The organism is Solwaraspora sp. WMMA2059 (assembly GCF_027497315.1).
GTDB lineage: Bacteria > Actinomycetota > Actinomycetes > Mycobacteriales > Micromonosporaceae > Micromonospora_E.
Map to the genome: position 1 here is coordinate 1261449 of NZ_CP114908.1, position 19022 is coordinate 1280470.

Sequence of the window (19022 nt, forward strand, 5' to 3'; positions counted from 1 at the left end):
GATGTCAACAGCTGACCGTGGTCGCCACCGTCACCGGTGGCACCGTCGAGTCGGCGGTGCTCACCTGGACCGGCGGCGCGGCCGGCTCGACGCAGCCGTCGCCGACGTATCCGACCGCGGAACCGGGATCCGACCCGTAGTCGACCTCCGGTCCCGGTGCCGGCGGCCCGGGTGGCATCGCCGCGCCGGGCACGGTGCCGGCGCGGGGCGGCGAGGCGGCGACGACGGTCTCCGGGGACACCGCCACCGGGCAGGTCTGGCGGGTGGCCGTGGCGTCGGTCGCCTGGCAGGTCGCCGTCGTGGCAGTCGACGGGCGGCGGGCCGGTGCCGGGCCGTACCCGGCAGCCAACCCGTGCCCGGTGCCGGGCTGACCAGGGGAGGGGTCCTGCGCTGACCAGGCGAGAGGTACCGCGCTGACCAGGGAAGGCCGGCGTCGATGCGCCCGGCGGGCAAGGGTCTGTGACCGACGTCCTGCCCGGTCGACGTCACCTCGGCCGAGACGGCAGGATGTCCGGCATGCAACGTGACACCGACGACGGCGACCGCTTCGACGACCAGCTTCGGATCTACCACCGGGCCGGCACGCAGGCGGACGTCCCGGCGGTTCTCGCGCTGCTCGACGACGCGGTCCGCTGGCTGGCCGAACACGGCCGTACCGGGCAGTGGGGGACCGAACCGCAGTCGACCGACCCGCGCCGGATCGCGATGGTCACCGGCTGGGCGAAGGAGAGCGGCCTGGTGCTGGCCTGTGTGCCGACCGGCGACGGTGGTGAGCGGGTCGTCGGGGCGCTCGCCGTCGGCACGGCCCGGTCCTACGCGCCGCCGGTCAACGAACCCGAGTTGTACGTGAACCTGCTGGTCACCGACCGGTCGTGGGCCGGTCGAGGGGTCGGTCAGGCGTTACTGGACCGGGCGCGGACGCTCGCCGTCGAACGCGGCGCGACCCTGTTGCGGGTCGACTGCTACGCCGGTGGTGACCGGGCGTTGGTCCGCTACTACGAGCGGGCCGGGTTCACCGCCGCCGAGCCGTTCACCGTCGACCAGCCGACCGGCCCGTGGCCAGGCCAGATCCTCAGCCAGCGGATCCGTTGACCGACCGGCCGGTCCCGGTGGTCGGCTGGCCGGAGCCGGCACGCCAGCCGGCCGGGTCGACCCCGCCCGGCACCGCTGTCGCCGGCTGGTACGGCCCCCGGGTCAGCACCAGGGTGCCGAGATCGAGATGGCTGACCGCGCCGGCCGCGTCCCGGCACACCCGCAGCGTCTCGTCGGCGTAGAAGCCCTTGAAGCCCAACCATCGGTCATCAGCCGTACGGCGGAATTGGGTGCCCCGGTTGGCCACGCCGATCGGGGTGAGCTGCAGGGTGCCGTCGCCGAGCAGGCGGAGCGCCACCGGGCGCGCACCCCAGTACCACGGTCCGGTCAGGTCGACCAGCGCCAGGTCGACATCGGTGGCCGGCCGCCACGGAGGCGGGATCACCGGCTCCCGGTCAGCGACGATCTTGACGAGGTCGGCGGCGATCTCGTCGATCTGCGGTCCCGTCGTGACATTGGCCAGCACCACAGCGGCGACGTCCTGGTCGGGGCAGGTCCACAGCGCGGCGAGGAAACCGGGTACCGAGCCGGTGTGCCCGGCCAGCTCCAGACCTTCGTGGCGGAGCAGTTGCAGGCCGAGGCCGTACCCGCAGTCCGGGTCCGCACTCTCCGGCGGCGAGGCAGGGGTGCGCATCCGGGCCAGCGAGTCCGCCGACAACAGCCGGGTGTCCGCGCCGAGCAGCACCGCCGCCAGCCGTCCCAGGTCTGCGGCGGTGGACCAGAGTTGTCCTGCCGGGGCGAGGTGACCGTACTGCGGCGTCGGCTCGGGCAGCAGCACATCCGCCCACGGATGCACCGCCCATCCGGTGGCGTGCCGTCCACTCGGCTCGGCGCCGGTGGCGGACATGCCGAGCGGGTCGAGCAGCGCCTGCCGCAGGTGGTCGCCGCACCGGTGCCCGGACAGCCGCTCGATGAGCGCGCCGAGCAGCGCGTACCCGGGATTCGAGTAGCGGTAGCGGTGCCCGGCCGGCCGTCGGTCGGACGCCGGCCCGAGCACGTCGGACAGTTCGGGGCGCAGCTCGCCGGGGGTGCGCTCCCACCACGGGCCGGGCGGCTCGGCAGGTAGCCCGCCGGTGTGTGCCAGCAACTGCTCCACGGTCGCCGCGACCCCGCAGCCGGGCAGGTGCCGCTGGATCGGATCGGTCAGCTCCAGCCGGCCCGCCTCCCGCAGCAGCAGCACCTGCACTGCGGTGAAGGTCTTGCTGATCGACCCGATCCGGTAGCTGGTCGCCGCGTCCGGCGTGCCGTGGTCGACCTCACCTCGGCCGGCGGCCCAGACCAGCCCGTCGGCGCGGACCACCGCCGCCACCATCGACGGTGCCCGCCCGTCGACCTGGCCGACGGCGAGTCGGTGCAGCAGCGCCCGCCGGGTCGTCGGCAGGAGGCCGGCGACGGTGTGGTCCGGCGTCGACCCGGGTCGTTCCTCCGTCGTCATGACCGCCATTGTGTCGGGTGCGGCCGGCGGCGGTGCCGTTGACCGCCCGCCGCTGCGGCACCATTGACCAATGCCAGGTTCGTGGCATGGTTAGCCGATGGATACCGCAGATCCTCCGCAGGCAGGCGTTCCGCCGCGTCCGTGGCTGGCCCGCCCGGTGGCGGTGCTCGGCGGTGTGGTCGCCGGGCAACTGCTGCTGGCCCGCAGTGACCAGGCCGCGGTGATCCTGACCAGTGTGCTGGCGTACCCGACGGGTTTCGAGTTCGACATCAGCGCGATCCTGCGGGCCCCGGAGCCGGCGACCGCCGCCGGTCCGGCACGGCAGCCGGCCGGCGCGTCGGGGCCGCCCCGGCCGCGTACCCCGGTCGAAGGGGTCGGCGGCCTGCAGGTGATGGTCCGGTTCGCCGACGGTACGGTGCTGAGCAGCCTGCACCGCAGCACGTCGCGGGCCGACCGCGAACCCGCCGGCCCGCTGCTGTCGCCCGTGGCGGCCAGCACCGACCAGCAGCGGCACGACGCCCGCTTCTGGGTGTGGCCGCTGCCGCCGGACGGCCCGGTGACGGTGGAGTGTGCCTGGCCGGCGCGGGACATCCCGCACAGCCGGGTGGAGGTCTCCGGTGAGTTGATCCGGCAGGCGGCGGCCGGTGCCGTCGAGCTGTGGCCGGCGGCACCGCCGGCCGACCCGGCGGTGCCGGCCGGCTGACCGGAGGCCTGACGCTGGCCATCGTCGGTGGCCGGGTCAGTCCGGCAGCAGTGGGGCGGCGGGGCCGAGGTCGCGGCCGAGCAGCACCGCGCGGTTGACCGCGCTGGACCCGAACCGGTCCCGGACGGCGTCGAGCGCGGCGTCCAGGCTCTCCTGCCGGCCGACGGGGTGTGGCGCTGCCTGCGGCGGCGCGTCGGCCGAATCGAGGGGCAGCGCCAACTGGGTGGCGTGTCCGTCGTCGAGGTTGCCGACTGAGACGCCGACCAGGGTCAGCCCGCGTTCGCGGATCATCGGACCGGCGGCGGCCAGCAGGTCGCGGGCGGTGTCCAGGATGGTCGACGTCTGGTTGGTGGCCCGGGGCAGGGTGTGGGCGCGGGTGGCCCGGGTGAAGTCGCCGAACCGCAGCCGCAGGGTGACCGTCCGGCCGGTGCGCCCGGCGGCCCGCATGCGTCGGCCGACCCGGTCGACCAGCCCGGCGAGGATCGCGTCCACGTCGGCCGGGTCCCGGCTGGCCCGGCCCAGCGCCTGCTGGGAGCCGATCGAGCCGCGTCGGCCGCCGGTCTGGACCCGGCGCGGGTCCTGGCTGTGGGCGAGGGCGTGCAGGTGCCGGCCGGCGGCGGCGCCGACGATGCTGACCAGCGCCGCCTCCCCGAGGCCGGCGACCCGGCCGACCGTGGTGATGCCGCGTTCGCGCAGCCTGCCGGCGGTGACCGGGCCGACGCCCCAGAGCCGTTCGACCGGCAGCGGGTGCAGGAACGCCAACTCCTCGTCGGGCGGCACCACCAGCAGCCCGTCCGGTTTGGCGACGCCGCTGGCCACCTTGGCCAGGAACTTGGTCCGGGCGACCCCGACGGTGATCGGCAGCCCGACCTGGTCGCGGACCGCGACCCGCAGCCGGGCGGCGATGTCGGCCGGCGCTCCGACGAGCCGGCGCAGCCCGCCGACGTCGAGGAACGCCTCGTCGATGGAGATCGGCTCGACCAGCGGTGTGGTCTGCCGGAACACCTCGAACACCTCCCGGCTGGCCGCCGTGTAGGCCGCCATCCGGGGCGGCACCACCACCGCCTCCGGGCAGATCAGCCGGGCCCGCCGGGCGGGCATCGCGGTGCGGACGCCGCGCGCCTTGGCCTGGTAGCTGGCGGCCAGCACCACGCCGGCGCCGACGATCACCGGCCGGTCGCGCAGCCGGGGGTCGTCGCGTTGCTCGACCGAGGCGTAGAACGCGTCCAGGTCGGCGTGCAGGATGCTGGCCTCACCCGCCACCGCGCCATCATCGCACAGATGTTCGACGAACGGGTGTGAGCTGCGCAGACGTCGCCTACCCGGCGGCGGGTCGCTGCGGGTGGCAGCGGGTCACTCCGGGACGAGGCGGTACGCGCCGTCGCTGGCCGAGGTGGCCATCGAGGCGTACGCGCGCAGCGCCGCCGATACCGGCCGCTGCCGGTCGACCGGGGTGTACGGGCGGTCCCGCTTCTCCTGGGCGATCCGGCGGGCCTGCAGCACCTCGTCGGGCACGTTCAGCTCCAGCTTGCGGGCCGGGATGTCGATGACGATCTCGTCGCCCGGCTCGACCAGGGCGATCAGCCCACCGGAGGCGGCCTCGGGGGAGGCGTGCCCGATGGACAGCCCGGAGGTGCCGCCGGAGAACCGGCCGTCGGTGATCAGCGCGCAGGCCCGGCCGAGGCCGCGCCCCTTCAGAAACGAGGTCGGGTAGAGCATCTCCTGCATGCCCGGCCCACCCTTGGGGCCTTCGTAGCGGACCACCACCACGTCACCGGCGACCACCTCGCCGGCCAGGATCGCCGAGACGGTGTCCTCCTGCGACTCGTACACCTTGGCCGGGCCGCGGAAGGTCAGGCAGTCGTCGGGCACCCCGGCGGTCTTGACCACCGCGCCCTGCGGGGCCAGGTTGCCGTGCAGGATCGCCAGGCCGCCGTCGGCGGAGTACGCGTGCGCCACGTCGCGGATGCAGCCCTGCGCCGCGTCGGTGTCCAGGCTGGACCAGCGGTTGGTGGTGGAGAACGGCTCGGTGGTACGCACCCCGCCGGGGGCGGCGTGGAACAGCTCGACCGCCTCGTCGGTGGCGCTGCCGCCCCGGATGTCCCAGTCGGCCAGCCACCGGCTCAGCGACGGCGAGTGCACGGCGTGCACGTCGCGGCGCAGCGCGCCGGCCCGGTCCAGTTCGCCGAGGATCGCCGGGATGCCGCCGGCCCGGTGCACGTCCTCCATGTGGTACTTCGGGGTGTTCGGGGCGACCTTGGCCAGGCAGGGCACCCGGCGGGAGATGTCGTCGATGTCGGCGACGCCGAAGTCCAGCTCGGCCTCGCGGGCGGCGGCCAGCAGGTGCAGCACCGTGTTGGTGGAGCCGCCCATCGCCACATCCAGGGCCACCGCGTTCTCGAAGGCGGCCCGGCTGGCGACGGCGCGGGGCAGCACCGAGGCGTCGTCGCCGTCGTACCACCGCTTGGCGATCTCCACGACGGTCCGGCCGGCCTCGACGAACAGTGACTTGCGGGCGGCGTGGGTGGCCAGCACCGAGCCGTTGCCCGGCAGCGCCAGCCCGACCGCCTCGGTGAGGCAGTTCATCGAGTTGGCGGTGAACATGCCGGAGCAGGAGCCGCAGGTCGGGCAGGCGGACCGCTCGATGGTGTCGAGCTGGGCGTCGGTCACGTTGTCGTTCGACGCGGCGATCATGGCGTCGATCAGGTCGAGCTTGGCGTGCACGACGCCTTCGACGGCGACGGTCTTGCCGGCCTCCATCGGGCCGCCGGAGACGAATACGGTCGGGATGTTCAGCCGCAGCGCGGCGAGCAGCATCCCCGGGGTGATCTTGTCGCAGTTCGAGATACACACCAGCGCGTCGGCGCAGTGCGCGTTGACCATGTACTCGACGGCGTCGGCGATCAGCTCCCGGCTGGGCAGCGAGTAGAGCATGCCGCCGTGGCCCATGGCGATGCCGTCGTCGACGGCGATCGTGTTGAACTCGCGGCCCACCCCGCCGGCGTCGGCGACCGCGTCGGCGACCAGTCCGCCGAGGTCCTTCAGGTGTACGTGGCCGGGCACGAACTGGGTGAAGCTGTTGGCGATGGCGACGATCGGCTTGCCGAAGTCGTCGTCGGTCATCCCGGTGGCCCGCCACAGGGCCCGGGCGCCGGCCATCGTCCGACCGTGGGTGGAGGTCCTCGACCGCAGCTCAGGCATTCGACAAGTGTTACACCACGGTTGCCGGGCCGGCGGTCCCAGCCGTGTCGCGTTTCACGTGTCGGGATGTCTCCTGCCGGCAAACCCGCACCCCGGCACCACGGGCCGGCGCCGATCCGGCAGAGTTGTGGCGTGCACCTCCCCTCGGGCATGCAGGCGCTCGCGTTGGCGAGTGGGCTGGCGGCTGCGCTGGGCGTGGGATGGTTGTTCGTCGTGGCCCGCCGCCGGGACGGATCGTCGGACCGGGCCCACCGGCTGCTCGCGGTCGGCGCCGGGCTGACCACCGTCAGCGTGCTCACCGGGCTGGTCGGCGCCGTCGCGATGGCCGCCGAGTGGGATCGGCAGCAGCCTCAGCGGAGTCTGCTCGCCACGGTCGTCGCGGTCGGCTGCGCGCTCGGCGGACTGCTGCTGATCTGGGGCCTGCTGCGGCTGCCGGGCACCGCCGGGCGGTCCGCGCCGACCGCGCGTCACCTGCTCGACTGCCTGGCGGTCGGTGCGGCGCTGTGGTTCACCGGCTGGGTACTGGTCGCCCCACCGACCCGGCTGCTGGGCGCGGCCACCCCGACCGCCTGCCCGGCGATCCTGCTGGCCACCGCGACCGTCGCCGCGATCACCGGCGTGGCGGTGATGACCGCGCTGCACAGCGGCCGGCATCCGGCCGGTCCGCTGCTCGGCGGTGTGGGCACTGTGCTGATCGGGCTCAGCGGTATCGGCGCGGCGGCGGGCATCTGCCAGTACGGTGTGGGGCTCGTCCTGGTCGGTGCCGTCGGGTTGCCGGTCGGGCTGGTGCTGGTCTGGTTCGGTGGGGGACGGCCGGGGTGCGGCGGCAGCGCGCCGGCCGGCCTGGTGCCGCGCGGGGCCGGTTACGTGTTCCTGCCGATGGTGGTGATGGCCGCCGCAGGCTTCTACCACGTGGCCAGCGGCGGCGAGTTCACCACCGTCGCGGTGGCGGTCGGCAGCCTGGAGGGCTTCATCCTGGTGAGCCGGCAGTATCTGGCACTGCTCGACGTGCGCCGGTACGCGGCCCGGCTGGCGGCCAGCGAGGCGCACTTTCGCAACCTGGCGCACACCGACCCGTTGACCGGGTTGGCCAACCGGCGGGCGCTGCTGCGTGAGCTGTACGACTGCGTCGCCGATCGGCGTCCCGGCGGGCTGCTCACCCTGGACCTGGACGGTTTCAAGACGGTCAACGACATGCGGGGTCATGACGTCGGTGACGCGGTGCTGATCGAGGTGGGCCGGCGGCTGATCGCCGAGCTGGCCGGGGCGGGGCTGGCTGCCCGGTTGGGCGGCGACGAGTTCGCCGTACTGCTGTCGTTGCCGGACCCGGACGAGGCGCACAGCGTCGCGGTCCGGATCCTGCGCGCCCTCGACGAGCCGTACCCGCATGACAAGGGGCCGATCTACGTGTCGACGAGCATCGGGATGGCCTGTTGTTCGACTGCGCAGGACGTGCCGACGCTGTTGCGCAACGCGGACCTGGCGCTGCGCTCGGCGAAGCAGCGGGGCAAGAACCGGGTGGAGCGCTACGACGTCTCCTACGACCAGGCCCAGCGTCGCCGGGTCCGGCTGGAGCACGAGATGCGCGGCGCGATCGACCGCGGCGAGCTGCGGCTGGCCTTCCAGCCGGTGGTGGCGGTGCCGTCGGTACGGCCGGTCGGTGCCGAGGCGTTGATCCGTTGGCGCCATCCGGAGCTGGGCAAGGTGCCACCGGACGAGTTCATCCCGCTGGCCGAGGAGTGCGGGATGATCAGCCGGCTGGGTGCCTGGGTGCTCGACGAGGCGTGCCGGCAGCTGTCCCGCTGGCTGGCCGAGGGGCACGACGTCTGGGTGTCGGTCAACGTGTCACCGCACGAGCTGCACGCCCCGGAGTACGTGCTGCAGGTCGACGAGGCGTTGCGACGGCACCGGGTGCCGTCGCAACGCCTGGTGCTGGAGGTCACCGAGCATGCCGTCGCCCGGGACCTCGCGGAGCTGATCCGCCGGCTGAAGGCGCTGCGCGCCACCGGGGTACGGATCGCCCTGGACGATTTCGGCGCCGGCTACTCGTCGCTCGGCCAGCTGCGGAACCTGCCGATCGACATTCTCAAGATCGACCACAGCCTGGTGGCGGAGCAGGGGCCGGTCGCGCCGCCGCTGCCGGGTCGGCGGGCGTTCGCGCCGATGGTCGACGTGGTGATGCGGCTCGGGCACCAGTTGGGTCTGGAGGTCATCGCCGAGGGGGTGACCAACCAGGCCGAGCTGGCCGTCGTGGTGGAGGCGGGCTGCCGGTTCGGGCAGGGTGCGCTGTTCGGCTGGGGGGTGCCGGCCGAGCATCTGGAGGCGATGCTGTCTGCGGCGACGTCGTCCGGTAACCGGCATGGAATCGGCGGCCGCCGCCGTCCCGGCGAAGATCAGCAGGCCAGCGCCGGTGCGGCGTCATTAGTCGCCCAGGATGTGAGATCAGTTGACTCATCGCGTGAGATGCGTCAGGCTTAGCCCCATGTCGCTGACTCTGTCGTCTCGAGTACTTACCTGAGCGCACTCTCCGATCGAGAGTGCGCTGGCCCCGTGCATCTGCACGAGGGCCGTTTTTATTGCCACATCCCTGCCGGTTCCGGCCGATCGGTCCCATCTGCCGGATACGCCGCCGAGACCCATGTCACGAGACCACTGAGCTGAAGGCCTGAATCGTCATGACGAGACCCACGCCCGAGACCCTCGCCCACCGCGCGCACTCGGCCGCGGCGGCCGCGCCGACCCCGGTCACCCTCGCCAACGCCGTGACCCCGCCGCCGGCCCCGCCGGTGCCGGTCTCCGGCGCGGGTTGCCTGGTCCGGTCCCTGGAGGCACTCGGCGTCGACGTGGTGTTCGGCATCCCCGGCGGGGCGATCCTGCCGGCCTACGACCCGCTGTACGACTCGACGGTGCGGCACATCCTGGTCCGCCACGAGCAGGGCGCCGGGCACGCCGCGACCGGCTACGCCCAGGCCACCGGTCGGGTCGGGGTGTGCATGGCGACCTCCGGTCCGGGTGCCACCAACCTGGTCACCCCGATCGCCGACGCGTACATGGACTCGGTGCCGATCGTGGCCATCACCGGCCAGGTGGCCCGCCCGTCGATCGGCACCGACGCCTTTCAGGAAGCCGACATCCAGGGCATCACCCTGCCGATCACCAAGCACAACTACCTGGTGCAGTCGGGCGAGGAGATCCCCCGGGTGCTCGCCGAGGCGTTCCACCTGGCGGCCACCGGCCGGCCCGGCCCGGTGCTGGTCGACATCCCCAAGGACGTGCTGCAGGCGCAGACCACCTTCGCCTGGCCGCCGACGCTGGACCTGCCCGGCTACCGGCCGACCCTGCACCCGCACGGCAAGCAGATCCGCGAGGCGGCCCGGCTGATGGCCGGTGCCCGCCGCCCGGTGCTCTACGTCGGCGGCGGCGTGCTCAAGGCGCAGGCCACCGAGGGGCTGCGCCGGCTCGCCGAACTGACCGGCATCCCGGTGGTCACCACGCTGATGGCCCGGGGCGCGTTCCCCGACTCGCACCCGCAGCATCTGGGCATGCCCGGCATGCACGGCACCGTCGCGGCGGTGTACGCGCTGCAGAAGGCGGACCTGATCGTGGCTCTCGGCGCCCGGTTCGACGACCGGGTGACCGGCAAGCTGGATTCCTTCGCCCCGGGCGCGGCGGTGGTGCACGCCGACATCGACCCGGCCGAGATCGGCAAGAACCGTACCGCCGACGTGCCGATCGTCGGCGACGCGCGGCACGTCATCGACGAGCTGATCGAGGCGTACCCGGCGGCGGAGCGGGCCGCCCCCCCCGCCGGCCGCCCGGCGGTGCGCCCCGCCGGCCCGGCCGGCGACCGCAGCGACTGGTGGGCGCAGCTGGACGACCTGCGGCAACGCTACCCGCTGGGCTACGACGAGCCGGACGACGGCACGCTGTCCCCGCAGTACGTGATCGAGCGGCTCGGCAAGCTGGCCGGACCGGACGCCATCTACGTCGCCGGCGTCGGCCAGCACCAGATGTGGGCCTCCCAGTTCATCTCCTACGAGAAGCCGAACACCTGGCTCAACTCCGGCGGCCTGGGCACCATGGGGTACGCGGTCCCGGCCGCGATGGGCGCCAAGGTCGGCCAGCCGGAGACGGTGGTCTGGGCGGTCGACGGCGACGGCTGCTTCCAGATGACCAACCAGGAGCTGGCCACCTGCGCCCTGGAGGGCATCCCGGTCAAGGTGGCGCTGATCAACAACGGCAACCTGGGCATGGTCCGGCAGTGGCAGACACTGTTCTACGGCGAGCGCTACTCCAACACCGACCTGGGCACCCACAAGCACCGCATCCCGGATTTCGTCAAACTGGCCGAGGCGCTCGGCTGTGTCGGGCTGCGCTGCGAAAACGCCGCGGACGTGGACAAGACCATTGCCGCCGCAATGGAGATCAACGACGTCCCGGTCGTGATCGACTTCGTGGTCGGCAAGGACGCCATGGTCTGGCCGATGGTCGCCGCCGGCACCAGCAACGATGAGATCATGTTCGCCCGGGACGTCCGGCCCACCTTCGACGAGGACGACCTGTGACGAGGACGACCTGTCACGACCCGGCCAATCCGATGATGACGAGGAAGAAATGACCAAGCACACGCTCTCCGTGCTGGTGGAGAACAAGCCCGGGGTGCTGGCCCGGGTGTCCGGCCTGTTCTCCCGGCGCGGGTTCAACATCGACTCACTGGCGGTCGGCGAAACGGAGAACCCCGAGGTCTCCCGGGTCACCATCGTCGTCGACGCCGACTCGTCGCCGCTGGAGCAGGTGACCAAGCAGCTGAACAAGCTGGTCAACGTACTGAAGATCGTGGAACTCGATCCGGCGGTGTCGGTCGCCCGCCAGTTGCTGCTGGTCAAGGTCCGCGCGGACCGGGCGATGCGCTCGCAGGTGCTGGAGACGGTGAACCTGTTCCGCGCCCGGGTGGTGGACGTCGCACCGGACACCCTCACCGTCGAGGCCACCGGCACGACCGACAAGCTGGACGCGTTGCTGCGCGATCTCGAACCGTTCGGCATCAAGGAGATGGTGCAGTCCGGTCTGGTCGCGATCGGGCGCGGCTCCCGGTCGATCACCACCGGGCCGGCGCTGCGCGCCGCCTGACCGCCGGCCGGCAGCATCGGCTGCCGGCCCTGATGACCTGCGGCAGGCAGCTGCCGCCCGAGGAAAAGCCGGCCACCGTGGCCGGGCACACGAGAGGGAAGTCATGACCGCTGAGGTGTTCTACGACGACGACGCCGACCTGACCGTCATCCAGGGGCGGAAGGTCGCCGTGCTGGGGTACGGCAGCCAGGGCCACGCCCATGCGCTGTCGCTGCGCGACTCGGGTGTCGACGTCGTGATCGGCCTGCCGGAGGGCTCCAAGAGCCGGGCCAAGGCACAGGAGCAGGGGCTGCGGGTCCTCGGTCCAGCCGAGGCTTCGGCCTGGGCCGACGTGATCATGGTGCTGGCCCCGGACACCGCGCAGCGGTCGCTCTACGCCGAGGCGATCGCACCGAACCTGACCGCCGGCAAGGCGCTCTTCTTCGGCCACGGGCTGAACATCCGGTACGGGTTCATCACCCCGCCGGCCGATGTGGACGTGGCGATGGTGGCGCCGAAGGGCCCCGGGCACCTGGTCCGTCGGCAGTACGTCGACGGCAAGGGCGTGCCATGCCTGGTCGCGGTCGAGCAGGACGCCAGCGGTGCTGCCTTCGGTCTCGCCCTGGCGTACGCCAAGGCGATCGGCGGCACCCGGGCCGGCGTGATCAAGACCACCTTCAAGGAGGAGACCGAGACCGACCTGTTCGGTGAGCAGGCGGTGCTCTGCGGCGGCGCGTCGGCGCTGGTGCAGACCGGGTTCGAAGTGCTGACCGAGGCCGGCTACGCGCCGGAGATCGCCTACTTCGAGTGCCTGCACGAGCTCAAGCTGATCGTGGATCTGATGTACGAGGGCGGCGTCGCCCGGATGCGCTACAGCGTGTCGGACACCGCCGAGTACGGCGACTACTCCCGTGGCCCACGGGTGGTCGACGCCAGGGTCAAGGAGGAGATGCGCAAGATCCTCGCCGAGGTGCAGTCCGGGGAGTTCGCCCGGGAGTGGATCGCCGAGGACGACGCGGGCCGGCCGAACTTCGCCAAGTGGCGGGCCGAGGGCGCGGCGCACCCGATCGAGGAGACCGGGCGGAAGCTGCGCGGCATGATGAGCTGGGTCGACCGACCGATCACCGAGACCGCCTGACGCCGGACAGAGCCCATCACCGACAGTGATCGGTGATGGGCTCTGCGCCTATCTCGGGCGGAGTTTCGTTACCGGAAGATTGCGGCTTGGGGTCGGTTTCGGGTAGTCGGTTTCCGACGCCGATAATTGACCTACGGTTACAGGTAGTTAATGGCCGCCTCGGGTAATGTGCCCCGCATGCGTCTGGAGCAATCGCACCGTACGGAGCGCTTCGGGGCCGTTCGCATCCATGAGCTTCAGCGTGTCATCGAGCTGGACTCGGGGGATGTCGCCGGTGACCGCAGCCGTGGGCTGGTCTCTCAGGAGGACATCCGGGCCGTCGAGCGGGACATGGTGGTGGTCATACCCTGCATGAATGAAACACGCAGGGTGATCGAAGGAGTGCTCTCTGGTATTCCGCACGACTGTCTGATCGTGCTCGTCTCGAACAGCGGCCGGCAGCCGGTGGACCGTTATGAGATCGAGGCCCATACCGTTGAGCAGTTCTGCCGGTCGGCGGACCGGCCGGCGGTCACCGTGCACCAACGAGATCCAGGGCTGGCCGCGGCGATGAAAGCCGCCGGCATGCCGGAGCTGATCGACGAGAGCGGGCTGATCCGCACCGGCAAGGGCGAGGCGATGCTGATCGGCATGGCGGTCGCCGCGCTCACCGGGCGCCGGTACGTCGGCTACGTGGACGCCGACAACTACGTCCCCGGCGCGGTCCACGAATACTGCAAGGTGTACGCCGCTGGCCTGCACCTGGCCGACAGCCCGTATTCGATGGTCCGGATTTCCTGGCACTCCAAGCCCAAGCTGCGCGACGGTCGACTGTTCTTCAGCCGCCGGGGCCGCAGTTCGGAGATCACCAACGGATTCCTCAACCGGCTGATCGCCGAGTACTCCGGCTTCGGCACCGAGGTGATCGCCACCGGCAACGCCGGCGAGCACGCACTCAGCCTCGACCTCGGCCTGCGGCTGCGGCTGGCCGGCGGTTTCGCCGTCGAGCCGTACGAGTACGTCGACCTGTTCGAACGCTTCGGCGGCATCCTGGACACCGACAGCCCCGAGGTGATGGCGCATTCGGTGCCGGTGCTGCAGGTGGAGACCCGCAACCCGCACTTCCACGACAACAAGGGTGAGGAGCACGTCCAGGGCATGCGGATGCAGGCGCTCAACGTGCTGTACCACTCCCCGGTGTGCCTGCCGGCGGTCCGCGAGGCGATTCTCGAGTTCATGACCGACCAGGGGGCGTTGTCGCCGGGTGCCGAGCCGCCCCGCGAGCGGGTCTATCCGCCGGTCGGTTCGCTCGCCTTCGACCTGCTCTACGACACCCTGGAGGCGGAGGCCGGCACGTTCCGGCAGATCGGTGACGGCGGCATCGTCCGCAGCCGGATCCCCCGCCATCCGGTCAGTCCGGCGGCAGCCGGCTGACGGTCCGGCGGGGCGGGCTGACGGGTACGGCGGCAGCCGGCTGACGGTCCGGCGGCGGTCGGAGTGCGGCGGCGGTTGGCCGGGGGCGGGTGTTAGGTCTGATTTGTGAGGGCCCTCACCCCCGGCCCTGAGCCGCGCCGTCCACGGCTGCGCCTACGATCGCGGGTAGGCCGCCTCCGTGCCGGCGCGACACCCGGGCGGGGGAGCGTAGGGCGCAGAGCGGCGCCCCACCGCCGCCGATACCCGTCCCGGACGACTTTGAGGACCAATGAATCCTGTCGTACTGATCGCTGAAGAGCTCGCGCCCGCCGCAATCGACGTACTCGCTCATGACTTCGATGTCCGCCACGTCGACGGCACGGACCGTCCCGCCCTGCTGGCCGCGCTCGCCGACGCCCACGCGGTGATCGTGCGCAGCGCCACCCAGATCGACGCCGAGGCGTTGGCCGCCGCGCCCCAGCTGAAGGTGGTCGCCCGCGCCGGCGTCGGCCTGGACAACGTCGAGGTGCCGGCCGCCACCGCCCGAGGCGTCATGGTGGTGAACGCACCCACCTCCAACATCGTCTCCGCTGCTGAGCAGGCGATCGCCCTGCTGCTCGCGGTGGCCCGCAACACCGCAAGCGCCAGCGCCGCGCTCAAGGCCGGCGAGTGGAAACGGTCGAAGTACACCGGCGTCGAGCTGCAGGGCAAGACCGTCGGCGTGGTCGGGCTCGGCCGCATCGGCGTGCTGTTCGCGCAGCGGATCGCCGCGTTCGGCACCCGGCTGATCGCGTACGACCCGTACATCCAGCCGGCCCGCGCGGCGCAGCTCGGGGTTCGCCTGGTCGGGCTGGAGGAGCTGCTCCGGGAGAGCGACTTCATCTCGATCCACCTGCCGAAGACCCCGGAGACGCTCGGCCTGATCGGCGAGAAGGAGCTGGCGATCGTCAAGCCCGGGGTCCGGATCGTCAACGCCGCCCGGGGCGGCCTCGTCGACGAGCAGGCGCTGGCCGATGCGTTGGCCGAGGGCCGGGTCGGTGGTGCCGGCGTCGACGTGTACGCGAAGGAGCCGTGCACCTCGTCGCCGCTGTTCGCCTTCGACAACGTCGTCGCCACCCCGCACCTGGGGGCCTCGACCGCCGAGGCGCAGGACAAGGCGGGTCTGGCCGTGGCCCGCAGCGTCAAGCTCGCGCTGCAGGGCGAGTTCGTTCCCGACGCGGTGAACGTGCAGGCCGGCGGGGTGGTCGCCGAGGATGTCCGGCCGCTGCTGCCGCTGGCCGAGAAGCTCGGCAAGGTGTTCACCGCGGTGGCCGGGGTGGTCGCGGCCAGCGTCACCGTCGAGGTCCGCGGCGAGGTCGTCGGCAACGAGGTGTCGGTGCTCAAGCTGGCCGCCACCAAGGGGCTGTTCAGCTCGGTGGTCGAGGAGCAGGTCACCTACGTCAACGCGCCGCACCTGGCCGCCGACCGGGGCGTCGAGGTGGAGCTGGTCACCCACCCGGACACCGTCGACCAGCCCAACCTGGTCACCGTCCGGGGGGTGCTGCCCGACGGCGGTACGGCAAGTGTCTCCGGCACCGTGGTGCAGTCCGCCGGGCGGGACGTGGTCCGGCTGACCGAGGTCGACGGCTTCGACCTCGAGCTGTCCGCCGAGGGCATCCTGCTCTTCTTCCGGTACGCCGACCGGCCGGGCGTGGTCGGGACGATCGGCTCGATCCTCGGCGAGTCCAGTGTCAACATCGCCGCCATGCAGGTGGCTCGGCGGTCCGCCGGTGGCGAGGCGCTGATGACCCTCACCGTCGACTCCGCCGTCGGCGCGGAGTCGCTGCACAATGCCGCCAGCTCGATCGGGGCGACCGCGGCCAGCGCGGTGGACCTTCGCGAGGAGTGACCCGCCGGACGTGTCGTCCGACTTCGGCGGTTCGGGGACCCTCGTCCCCGAACCGCCGCCCGCTCAGCGGGTCGACGCGCTGGCCGGCGGCGGGTAGACCGAGCCGTCCTGCGGGTCGAGCAGCAGCAGATCGTGTTCCTGAGCCAGCCGTTCGATGGTGAGCAGCACCTCGTCGGCGCAGGTCTGACGCAGGTTCATCTCGACGTGGTCGGTTGCGGTATGTAATGGGACCTTTGCCCAGGGGCAGTCTTCTGTGGTGGAAGCGGCACCTTGATCCGGGTAACTGGCGGTCAGCGCGGCGTGGAAGGACGTGATCCGGCGGTCGGTCGCACCGTCGGCGTGCTCACCCTGCCGGCACAGTTCGTGTGCGGCGTGTACGTCCGCCGAGGTGGACTGATCGTCCAACGCCCATACGACTAGATCGAATGTCACGCCGCACAGCGTGCCATCCATCAGGGGGATCATTCCACCCAGTGCCGTGGCCGACAAGCAATGTCAGAGGAATTGGAACCTTGCGCCCGGTTGTGCGGAATCGATAGCGTGGCGGTGCGGTTGCTCAGGAGTTGCTCCGGCGCCGGTCGCGTCTTCGGGTGACGTTCCGGCCGGGCCGTGGTCTCCCGGGTGACTGCACCCCCGGTGCGCGAGCTGAGCGCACGTGTCGCCGGCCCGCTCCCGTGGTCATTTGCCGAGATCACGGGGGTGGGCCGCGCCAGGGGGCGATCTTCTTTCGCCGACCAGGTCCAGTACGTGGTATCCGTCCACTGTAGGAAACCAGTCGCGGCCGGCGGGTCCGGCGGCGAACAGCGCGGTCGCGTAGCCGTCGGCCACCGCGAGGTCCGCGCCGATCACCATGGCGGCGCTGTCCCGCTCCACTACGGCCCCGGTGTGCGGGTCGACGACCTTTCGGCTGCCGGCGGTCAGTCCGCTGGTCCCGATCGCTCCGTCCACCATGGTCACGGTGGTCGGCTGGCTGCCCGGCGTGGCGCCGGCCGGGCCGTCGCCGGTGTCTGCGGACAGCGGCTGCTGCAGGGCGATCCGCCACGGTCCGCCGTGCGGGGCGCGTCCGCGTACCACCAGATCACCGCCGCTGACCACGGCGTATTCGGTGATTCCGGCGGCGCGCAACCGACCAGCGGCCCGCTCGATGGCCCAGCCCTTGATCATGCCGGCCGGGTCGAACCCACCGGGCACCGCCCACGGGTCGAACCAGCCCTCGGTGGCCACCCGCATCGCCTCGCACCGGTGCACGATATCGGCCAGCGGCGGATAGACCTCGGCCGCGACCTCACCCCGGCGCAGCAGCGAAACCAGACTGTTCGGCCGCAGCGGACTGTACGTCACGTCGATCGCCCGCAGCTCCGCGACCGCGTCGCCGATCGCCTCGCTCAGCCCACGCCGGCCGATCCGTTCGCTGCCCACCAGAACGAGCTGGTACTCGGTGGTGGACGTGGCGACGGTGTGCCGGGCGACCAGCTGGCCGGCCGGGCGGTTGCCGTCCGTTGCCGTGGCGGTGCCGGACGACCCGGTCGGGGCGCCGGCTCCCGGCGTCGGACCGATCCGCAGATCGGGCGGTTCCGGCTGGGCGGCGCGGTACGCCAGCATCGTCGATTCTCCTTCGCCGGTGCCCGGATCCGGTCTTCACCTACAGTAGCCGTCCGAGGTAAGTATGGTGTTAAGCCCGGCTGTGTGCCCCCTGGGCGGCGCGGGACTCCTCGACCAGCGGGTAACGTCCGTATCCTGGGACCGACGTACCGATTTCCGGGACGATCGCTTAACGTGCGCTAGGCGGTCGACGGAGCAGACGAGGGAGTTGACGTGGCGATGGCGCGGATCGCGGTCGTGGCCGGCGACGGCATCGGATCCGAGGTGACCGCGCAGGCCCGGAAGGTCATCGACGCGGTGCTGCCCGGCGTCGAGGCGACCGAGTACGACCTCGGCGCCGCCCGCTACCACCGCACCGGCGAGGTGCTGCCCGACTCGGTACTGGACGAACTCGCCGGTCACGACGCCATCCTGCTCGGCGCGGTCGGCGACCCCAGCGTCCCGCCCGGAGTACTGGAGCGCGGCCTGCTGCTCAAGCTGCGGTTCGCCTTCGACCAGTACGTCAACCTGCGTCCGTCCCGGCTCTGGCCCGGCACCGCCAGCCCGCTCGGGGGCGTCAAGCCGGGCGAGATCGACTTCGTCGTGGTTCGCGAGGGCACCGAGGGCCTCTACACCGGGGCCGGCGGCACGATGCACCGCGACACCCCCGCCGAGGTCGCCACCGAGGAGAGCCTCAACACCCGGCACGGGGTGGAGCGGGTGATCCGGGACGCCTTCACCCGCGCCGCGCGCCGGGAGCGGCGCAAGGTCACCCTGGTGCACAAGACCAACGTGCTGACCCACGCCGGGTCGCTGTGGTCGCGGACCTTCGCCGCCGTCAAGGCCGACTTCCCGGACGTCGAGACCGAGTACCAGCACGTCGACGCCGCGGCCATGTTCATGGTCACCCAGCCCCAGCGCTACGACGTGGTGGTCACCGACAACCTGTTCGGTGACATCCTGACCGACATCGCCGCTGCCGTGACCGGCGGCATCGGACTGGCGGCCAGCGGCTGCATCAACCCGGAACGCCGCTACCCGTCGATGTTCGAGCCGGTGCACGGCTCCGCGCCGGACATCGCTGGCAAGGGCGTCGCCGACCCGGTGGCCGCCGTGCTGTCCGCGTCGCTACTGCTCGACCACCTCGGTCACCCTGAATCGGCCGAGCGAGTAGCCAGGGCGGTCGCGGCCGAGTTGGCCTCCCGCGCTCCGGGAGCCACGCTGCGTACCGCCGAGATCGGCGATCGGCTGGCCGCTCACGCGGTGGGCTGAGCCCAACCGCTCGACCCGCGTACCGCCGGTCGAGCCTCGCCGTTGCCACACCGCGCACCGGCCGTGCGGACCGGTGTCCGCCCACGTCACGCGCGTCGGCGGCCGGATCCGCGCCGTCCTCCGTCGAGCCCGACCGGTACGGCCTCCGTCGATTCACACGCCGATGCGCGGATCGATCCGGGTGCCCCGTGCCGGTCGGCGCGCCGACGTA

The 19022-nt window shown here is 72.1% G+C and carries 15 protein-coding genes; 9 read left to right on the forward strand and 6 right to left on the reverse strand.

What is annotated here, in order from left to right:
- Nucleotides 1–4: 4 nt before the first annotated feature.
- Nucleotides 5–349: a hypothetical protein gene (locus O7553_RS05680; protein ID WP_281553805.1), complete on the reverse strand. Its 345-nt coding sequence runs from the start codon at nucleotides 347–349 to the stop codon at nucleotides 5–7.
- A 167-nt stretch (nucleotides 350–516) separates the two neighbouring features.
- Here O7553_RS05680 and O7553_RS05685 point away from each other — a divergent pair, with 167 nt between their 5' ends.
- Nucleotides 517–1092, forward strand: a complete 576-nt coding sequence (locus O7553_RS05685; protein ID WP_281553806.1) for a GNAT family N-acetyltransferase — start codon at nucleotides 517–519, stop codon at nucleotides 1090–1092.
- Here the strand turns inward: O7553_RS05685 and O7553_RS05690 are convergent.
- A complete protein-coding gene (locus O7553_RS05690) occupies nucleotides 1073–2527 on the reverse strand; it encodes a serine hydrolase domain-containing protein (protein ID WP_281553807.1) in 1455 nt (484 codons plus the stop codon). The genes O7553_RS05685 and O7553_RS05690 overlap by 20 nt on opposite strands.
- 97 nt (nucleotides 2528–2624) lie before the next feature.
- Here O7553_RS05690 and O7553_RS05695 point away from each other — a divergent pair, with 97 nt between their 5' ends.
- Nucleotides 2625–3230, forward strand: a complete 606-nt coding sequence (locus O7553_RS05695; RefSeq protein ID WP_281553808.1) for a hypothetical protein — start codon at nucleotides 2625–2627, stop codon at nucleotides 3228–3230.
- A gap of 36 nt (nucleotides 3231–3266) precedes the next feature.
- On the opposite strand, the gene dinB is transcribed toward O7553_RS05695, so the two are convergent.
- The gene (dinB, locus tag O7553_RS05700) at nucleotides 3267–4493 is read right to left on the reverse strand and encodes a DNA polymerase IV (protein ID WP_281553809.1); all 1227 of its coding nucleotides are present in this window, start codon (nucleotides 4491–4493) and stop codon (nucleotides 3267–3269) included.
- 90 nt (nucleotides 4494–4583) lie between these two features.
- Nucleotides 4584–6431 (reverse strand): dihydroxy-acid dehydratase, encoded by a 1848-nt coding sequence (gene ilvD, locus O7553_RS05705; RefSeq protein ID WP_281553810.1) that lies wholly within the window; start codon nucleotides 6429–6431, stop codon nucleotides 4584–4586.
- A 150-nt stretch (nucleotides 6432–6581) separates the two neighbouring features.
- Here ilvD and O7553_RS05710 point away from each other — a divergent pair, with 150 nt between their 5' ends.
- The 6 genes from O7553_RS05710 to serA all read left to right on the forward strand — a co-directional run bounded on the left by O7553_RS05710 (nucleotide 6582) and on the right by serA (nucleotide 15958).
- Nucleotides 6582–8909: a bifunctional diguanylate cyclase/phosphodiesterase gene (locus O7553_RS05710; RefSeq protein WP_281555488.1), complete on the forward strand. Its 2328-nt coding sequence runs from the start codon at nucleotides 6582–6584 to the stop codon at nucleotides 8907–8909.
- A gap of 197 nt (nucleotides 8910–9106) precedes the next feature.
- On the forward strand, nucleotides 9107–10996 hold the full coding sequence (locus tag O7553_RS05715) for an acetolactate synthase large subunit (protein WP_281553811.1): 1890 nt from the start codon (nucleotides 9107–9109) through the stop codon (nucleotides 10994–10996).
- A 49-nt stretch (nucleotides 10997–11045) separates the two neighbouring features.
- Nucleotides 11046–11561 carry an acetolactate synthase small subunit gene (gene ilvN, locus O7553_RS05720; protein ID WP_281553812.1) on the forward strand — a complete coding sequence of 172 codons (516 nt, stop codon included), beginning with the start codon at nucleotides 11046–11048 and terminating at the stop codon, nucleotides 11559–11561.
- Nucleotides 11562–11664: 103 nt separating this feature from the next.
- The gene (ilvC, locus tag O7553_RS05725; protein WP_281553813.1) at nucleotides 11665–12678 is read left to right on the forward strand and encodes a ketol-acid reductoisomerase; all 1014 of its coding nucleotides are present in this window, start codon (nucleotides 11665–11667) and stop codon (nucleotides 12676–12678) included.
- A gap of 177 nt (nucleotides 12679–12855) precedes the next feature.
- On the forward strand, nucleotides 12856–14091 hold the full coding sequence (gene mpgS / locus O7553_RS05730; protein ID WP_281553814.1) for a mannosyl-3-phosphoglycerate synthase: 1236 nt from the start codon (nucleotides 12856–12858) through the stop codon (nucleotides 14089–14091).
- 268 nt (nucleotides 14092–14359) lie between these two features.
- Nucleotides 14360–15958, forward strand: coding sequence for a phosphoglycerate dehydrogenase (gene serA / locus O7553_RS05735; RefSeq protein WP_281553815.1), 1599 nt, complete (start codon nucleotides 14360–14362; stop codon nucleotides 15956–15958).
- 63 nt (nucleotides 15959–16021) lie between these two features.
- Here the strand turns inward: serA and O7553_RS05740 are convergent, their stop codons facing one another.
- Both O7553_RS05740 and O7553_RS05745 read right to left on the reverse strand, forming a co-directional pair.
- Nucleotides 16022–16390 (reverse strand): hypothetical protein, encoded by a 369-nt coding sequence (locus O7553_RS05740; RefSeq protein WP_278167706.1) that lies wholly within the window; start codon nucleotides 16388–16390, stop codon nucleotides 16022–16024.
- A 246-nt stretch (nucleotides 16391–16636) separates the two neighbouring features.
- Entirely contained in the window at nucleotides 16637–17560 is a 924-nt protein-coding gene (locus O7553_RS05745; protein WP_281553816.1) for an FAD:protein FMN transferase, read from the reverse strand.
- Nucleotides 17561–17779: 219 nt separating this feature from the next.
- On the opposite strand from O7553_RS05745, the gene O7553_RS05750 reads away from it, so the two are divergent.
- On the forward strand, nucleotides 17780–18811 hold the full coding sequence (locus O7553_RS05750) for a 3-isopropylmalate dehydrogenase (protein WP_281555489.1): 1032 nt from the start codon (nucleotides 17780–17782) through the stop codon (nucleotides 18809–18811).
- The last annotated feature ends 211 nt before the right edge of the window (nucleotides 18812–19022 follow it).

Bases quoted from the DNA above. Each gene is read 5' to 3' on its own strand.
- O7553_RS05685 (WP_281553806.1), top strand. From the start codon at position 517: ATGCAACGTGACACCGACGACGGCGACCGCTTCGACGACCAGCTTCGG.
- O7553_RS05695 (WP_281553808.1), top strand. From the start codon at position 2,625: ATGGATACCGCAGATCCTCCGCAGGCAGGCGTTCCGCCGCGTCCGTGG.
- ilvN (WP_281553812.1), top strand. From the start codon at position 11,046: ATGACCAAGCACACGCTCTCCGTGCTGGTGGAGAACAAGCCCGGGGTG.
- ilvD (WP_281553810.1), bottom strand. From the start codon at position 6,431: ATGCCTGAGCTGCGGTCGAGGACCTCCACCCACGGTCGGACGATGGCC.
- ilvC (WP_281553813.1), top strand. From the start codon at position 11,665: ATGACCGCTGAGGTGTTCTACGACGACGACGCCGACCTGACCGTCATC.
- serA (WP_281553815.1), top strand. From the start codon at position 14,360: ATGAATCCTGTCGTACTGATCGCTGAAGAGCTCGCGCCCGCCGCAATC.
- O7553_RS05690 (WP_281553807.1), bottom strand. From the start codon at position 2,527: ATGACGACGGAGGAACGACCCGGGTCGACGCCGGACCACACCGTCGCC.
- O7553_RS05715 (WP_281553811.1), top strand. From the start codon at position 9,107: ATGACGAGACCCACGCCCGAGACCCTCGCCCACCGCGCGCACTCGGCC.
- mpgS (WP_281553814.1), top strand. From the start codon at position 12,856: ATGCGTCTGGAGCAATCGCACCGTACGGAGCGCTTCGGGGCCGTTCGC.
- O7553_RS05750 (WP_281555489.1), top strand. From the start codon at position 17,780: ATGGCGCGGATCGCGGTCGTGGCCGGCGACGGCATCGGATCCGAGGTG.
- O7553_RS05710 (WP_281555488.1), top strand. From the start codon at position 6,582: ATGCAGGCGCTCGCGTTGGCGAGTGGGCTGGCGGCTGCGCTGGGCGTG.
- O7553_RS05745 (WP_281553816.1), bottom strand. From the start codon at position 17,560: ATGCTGGCGTACCGCGCCGCCCAGCCGGAACCGCCCGATCTGCGGATC.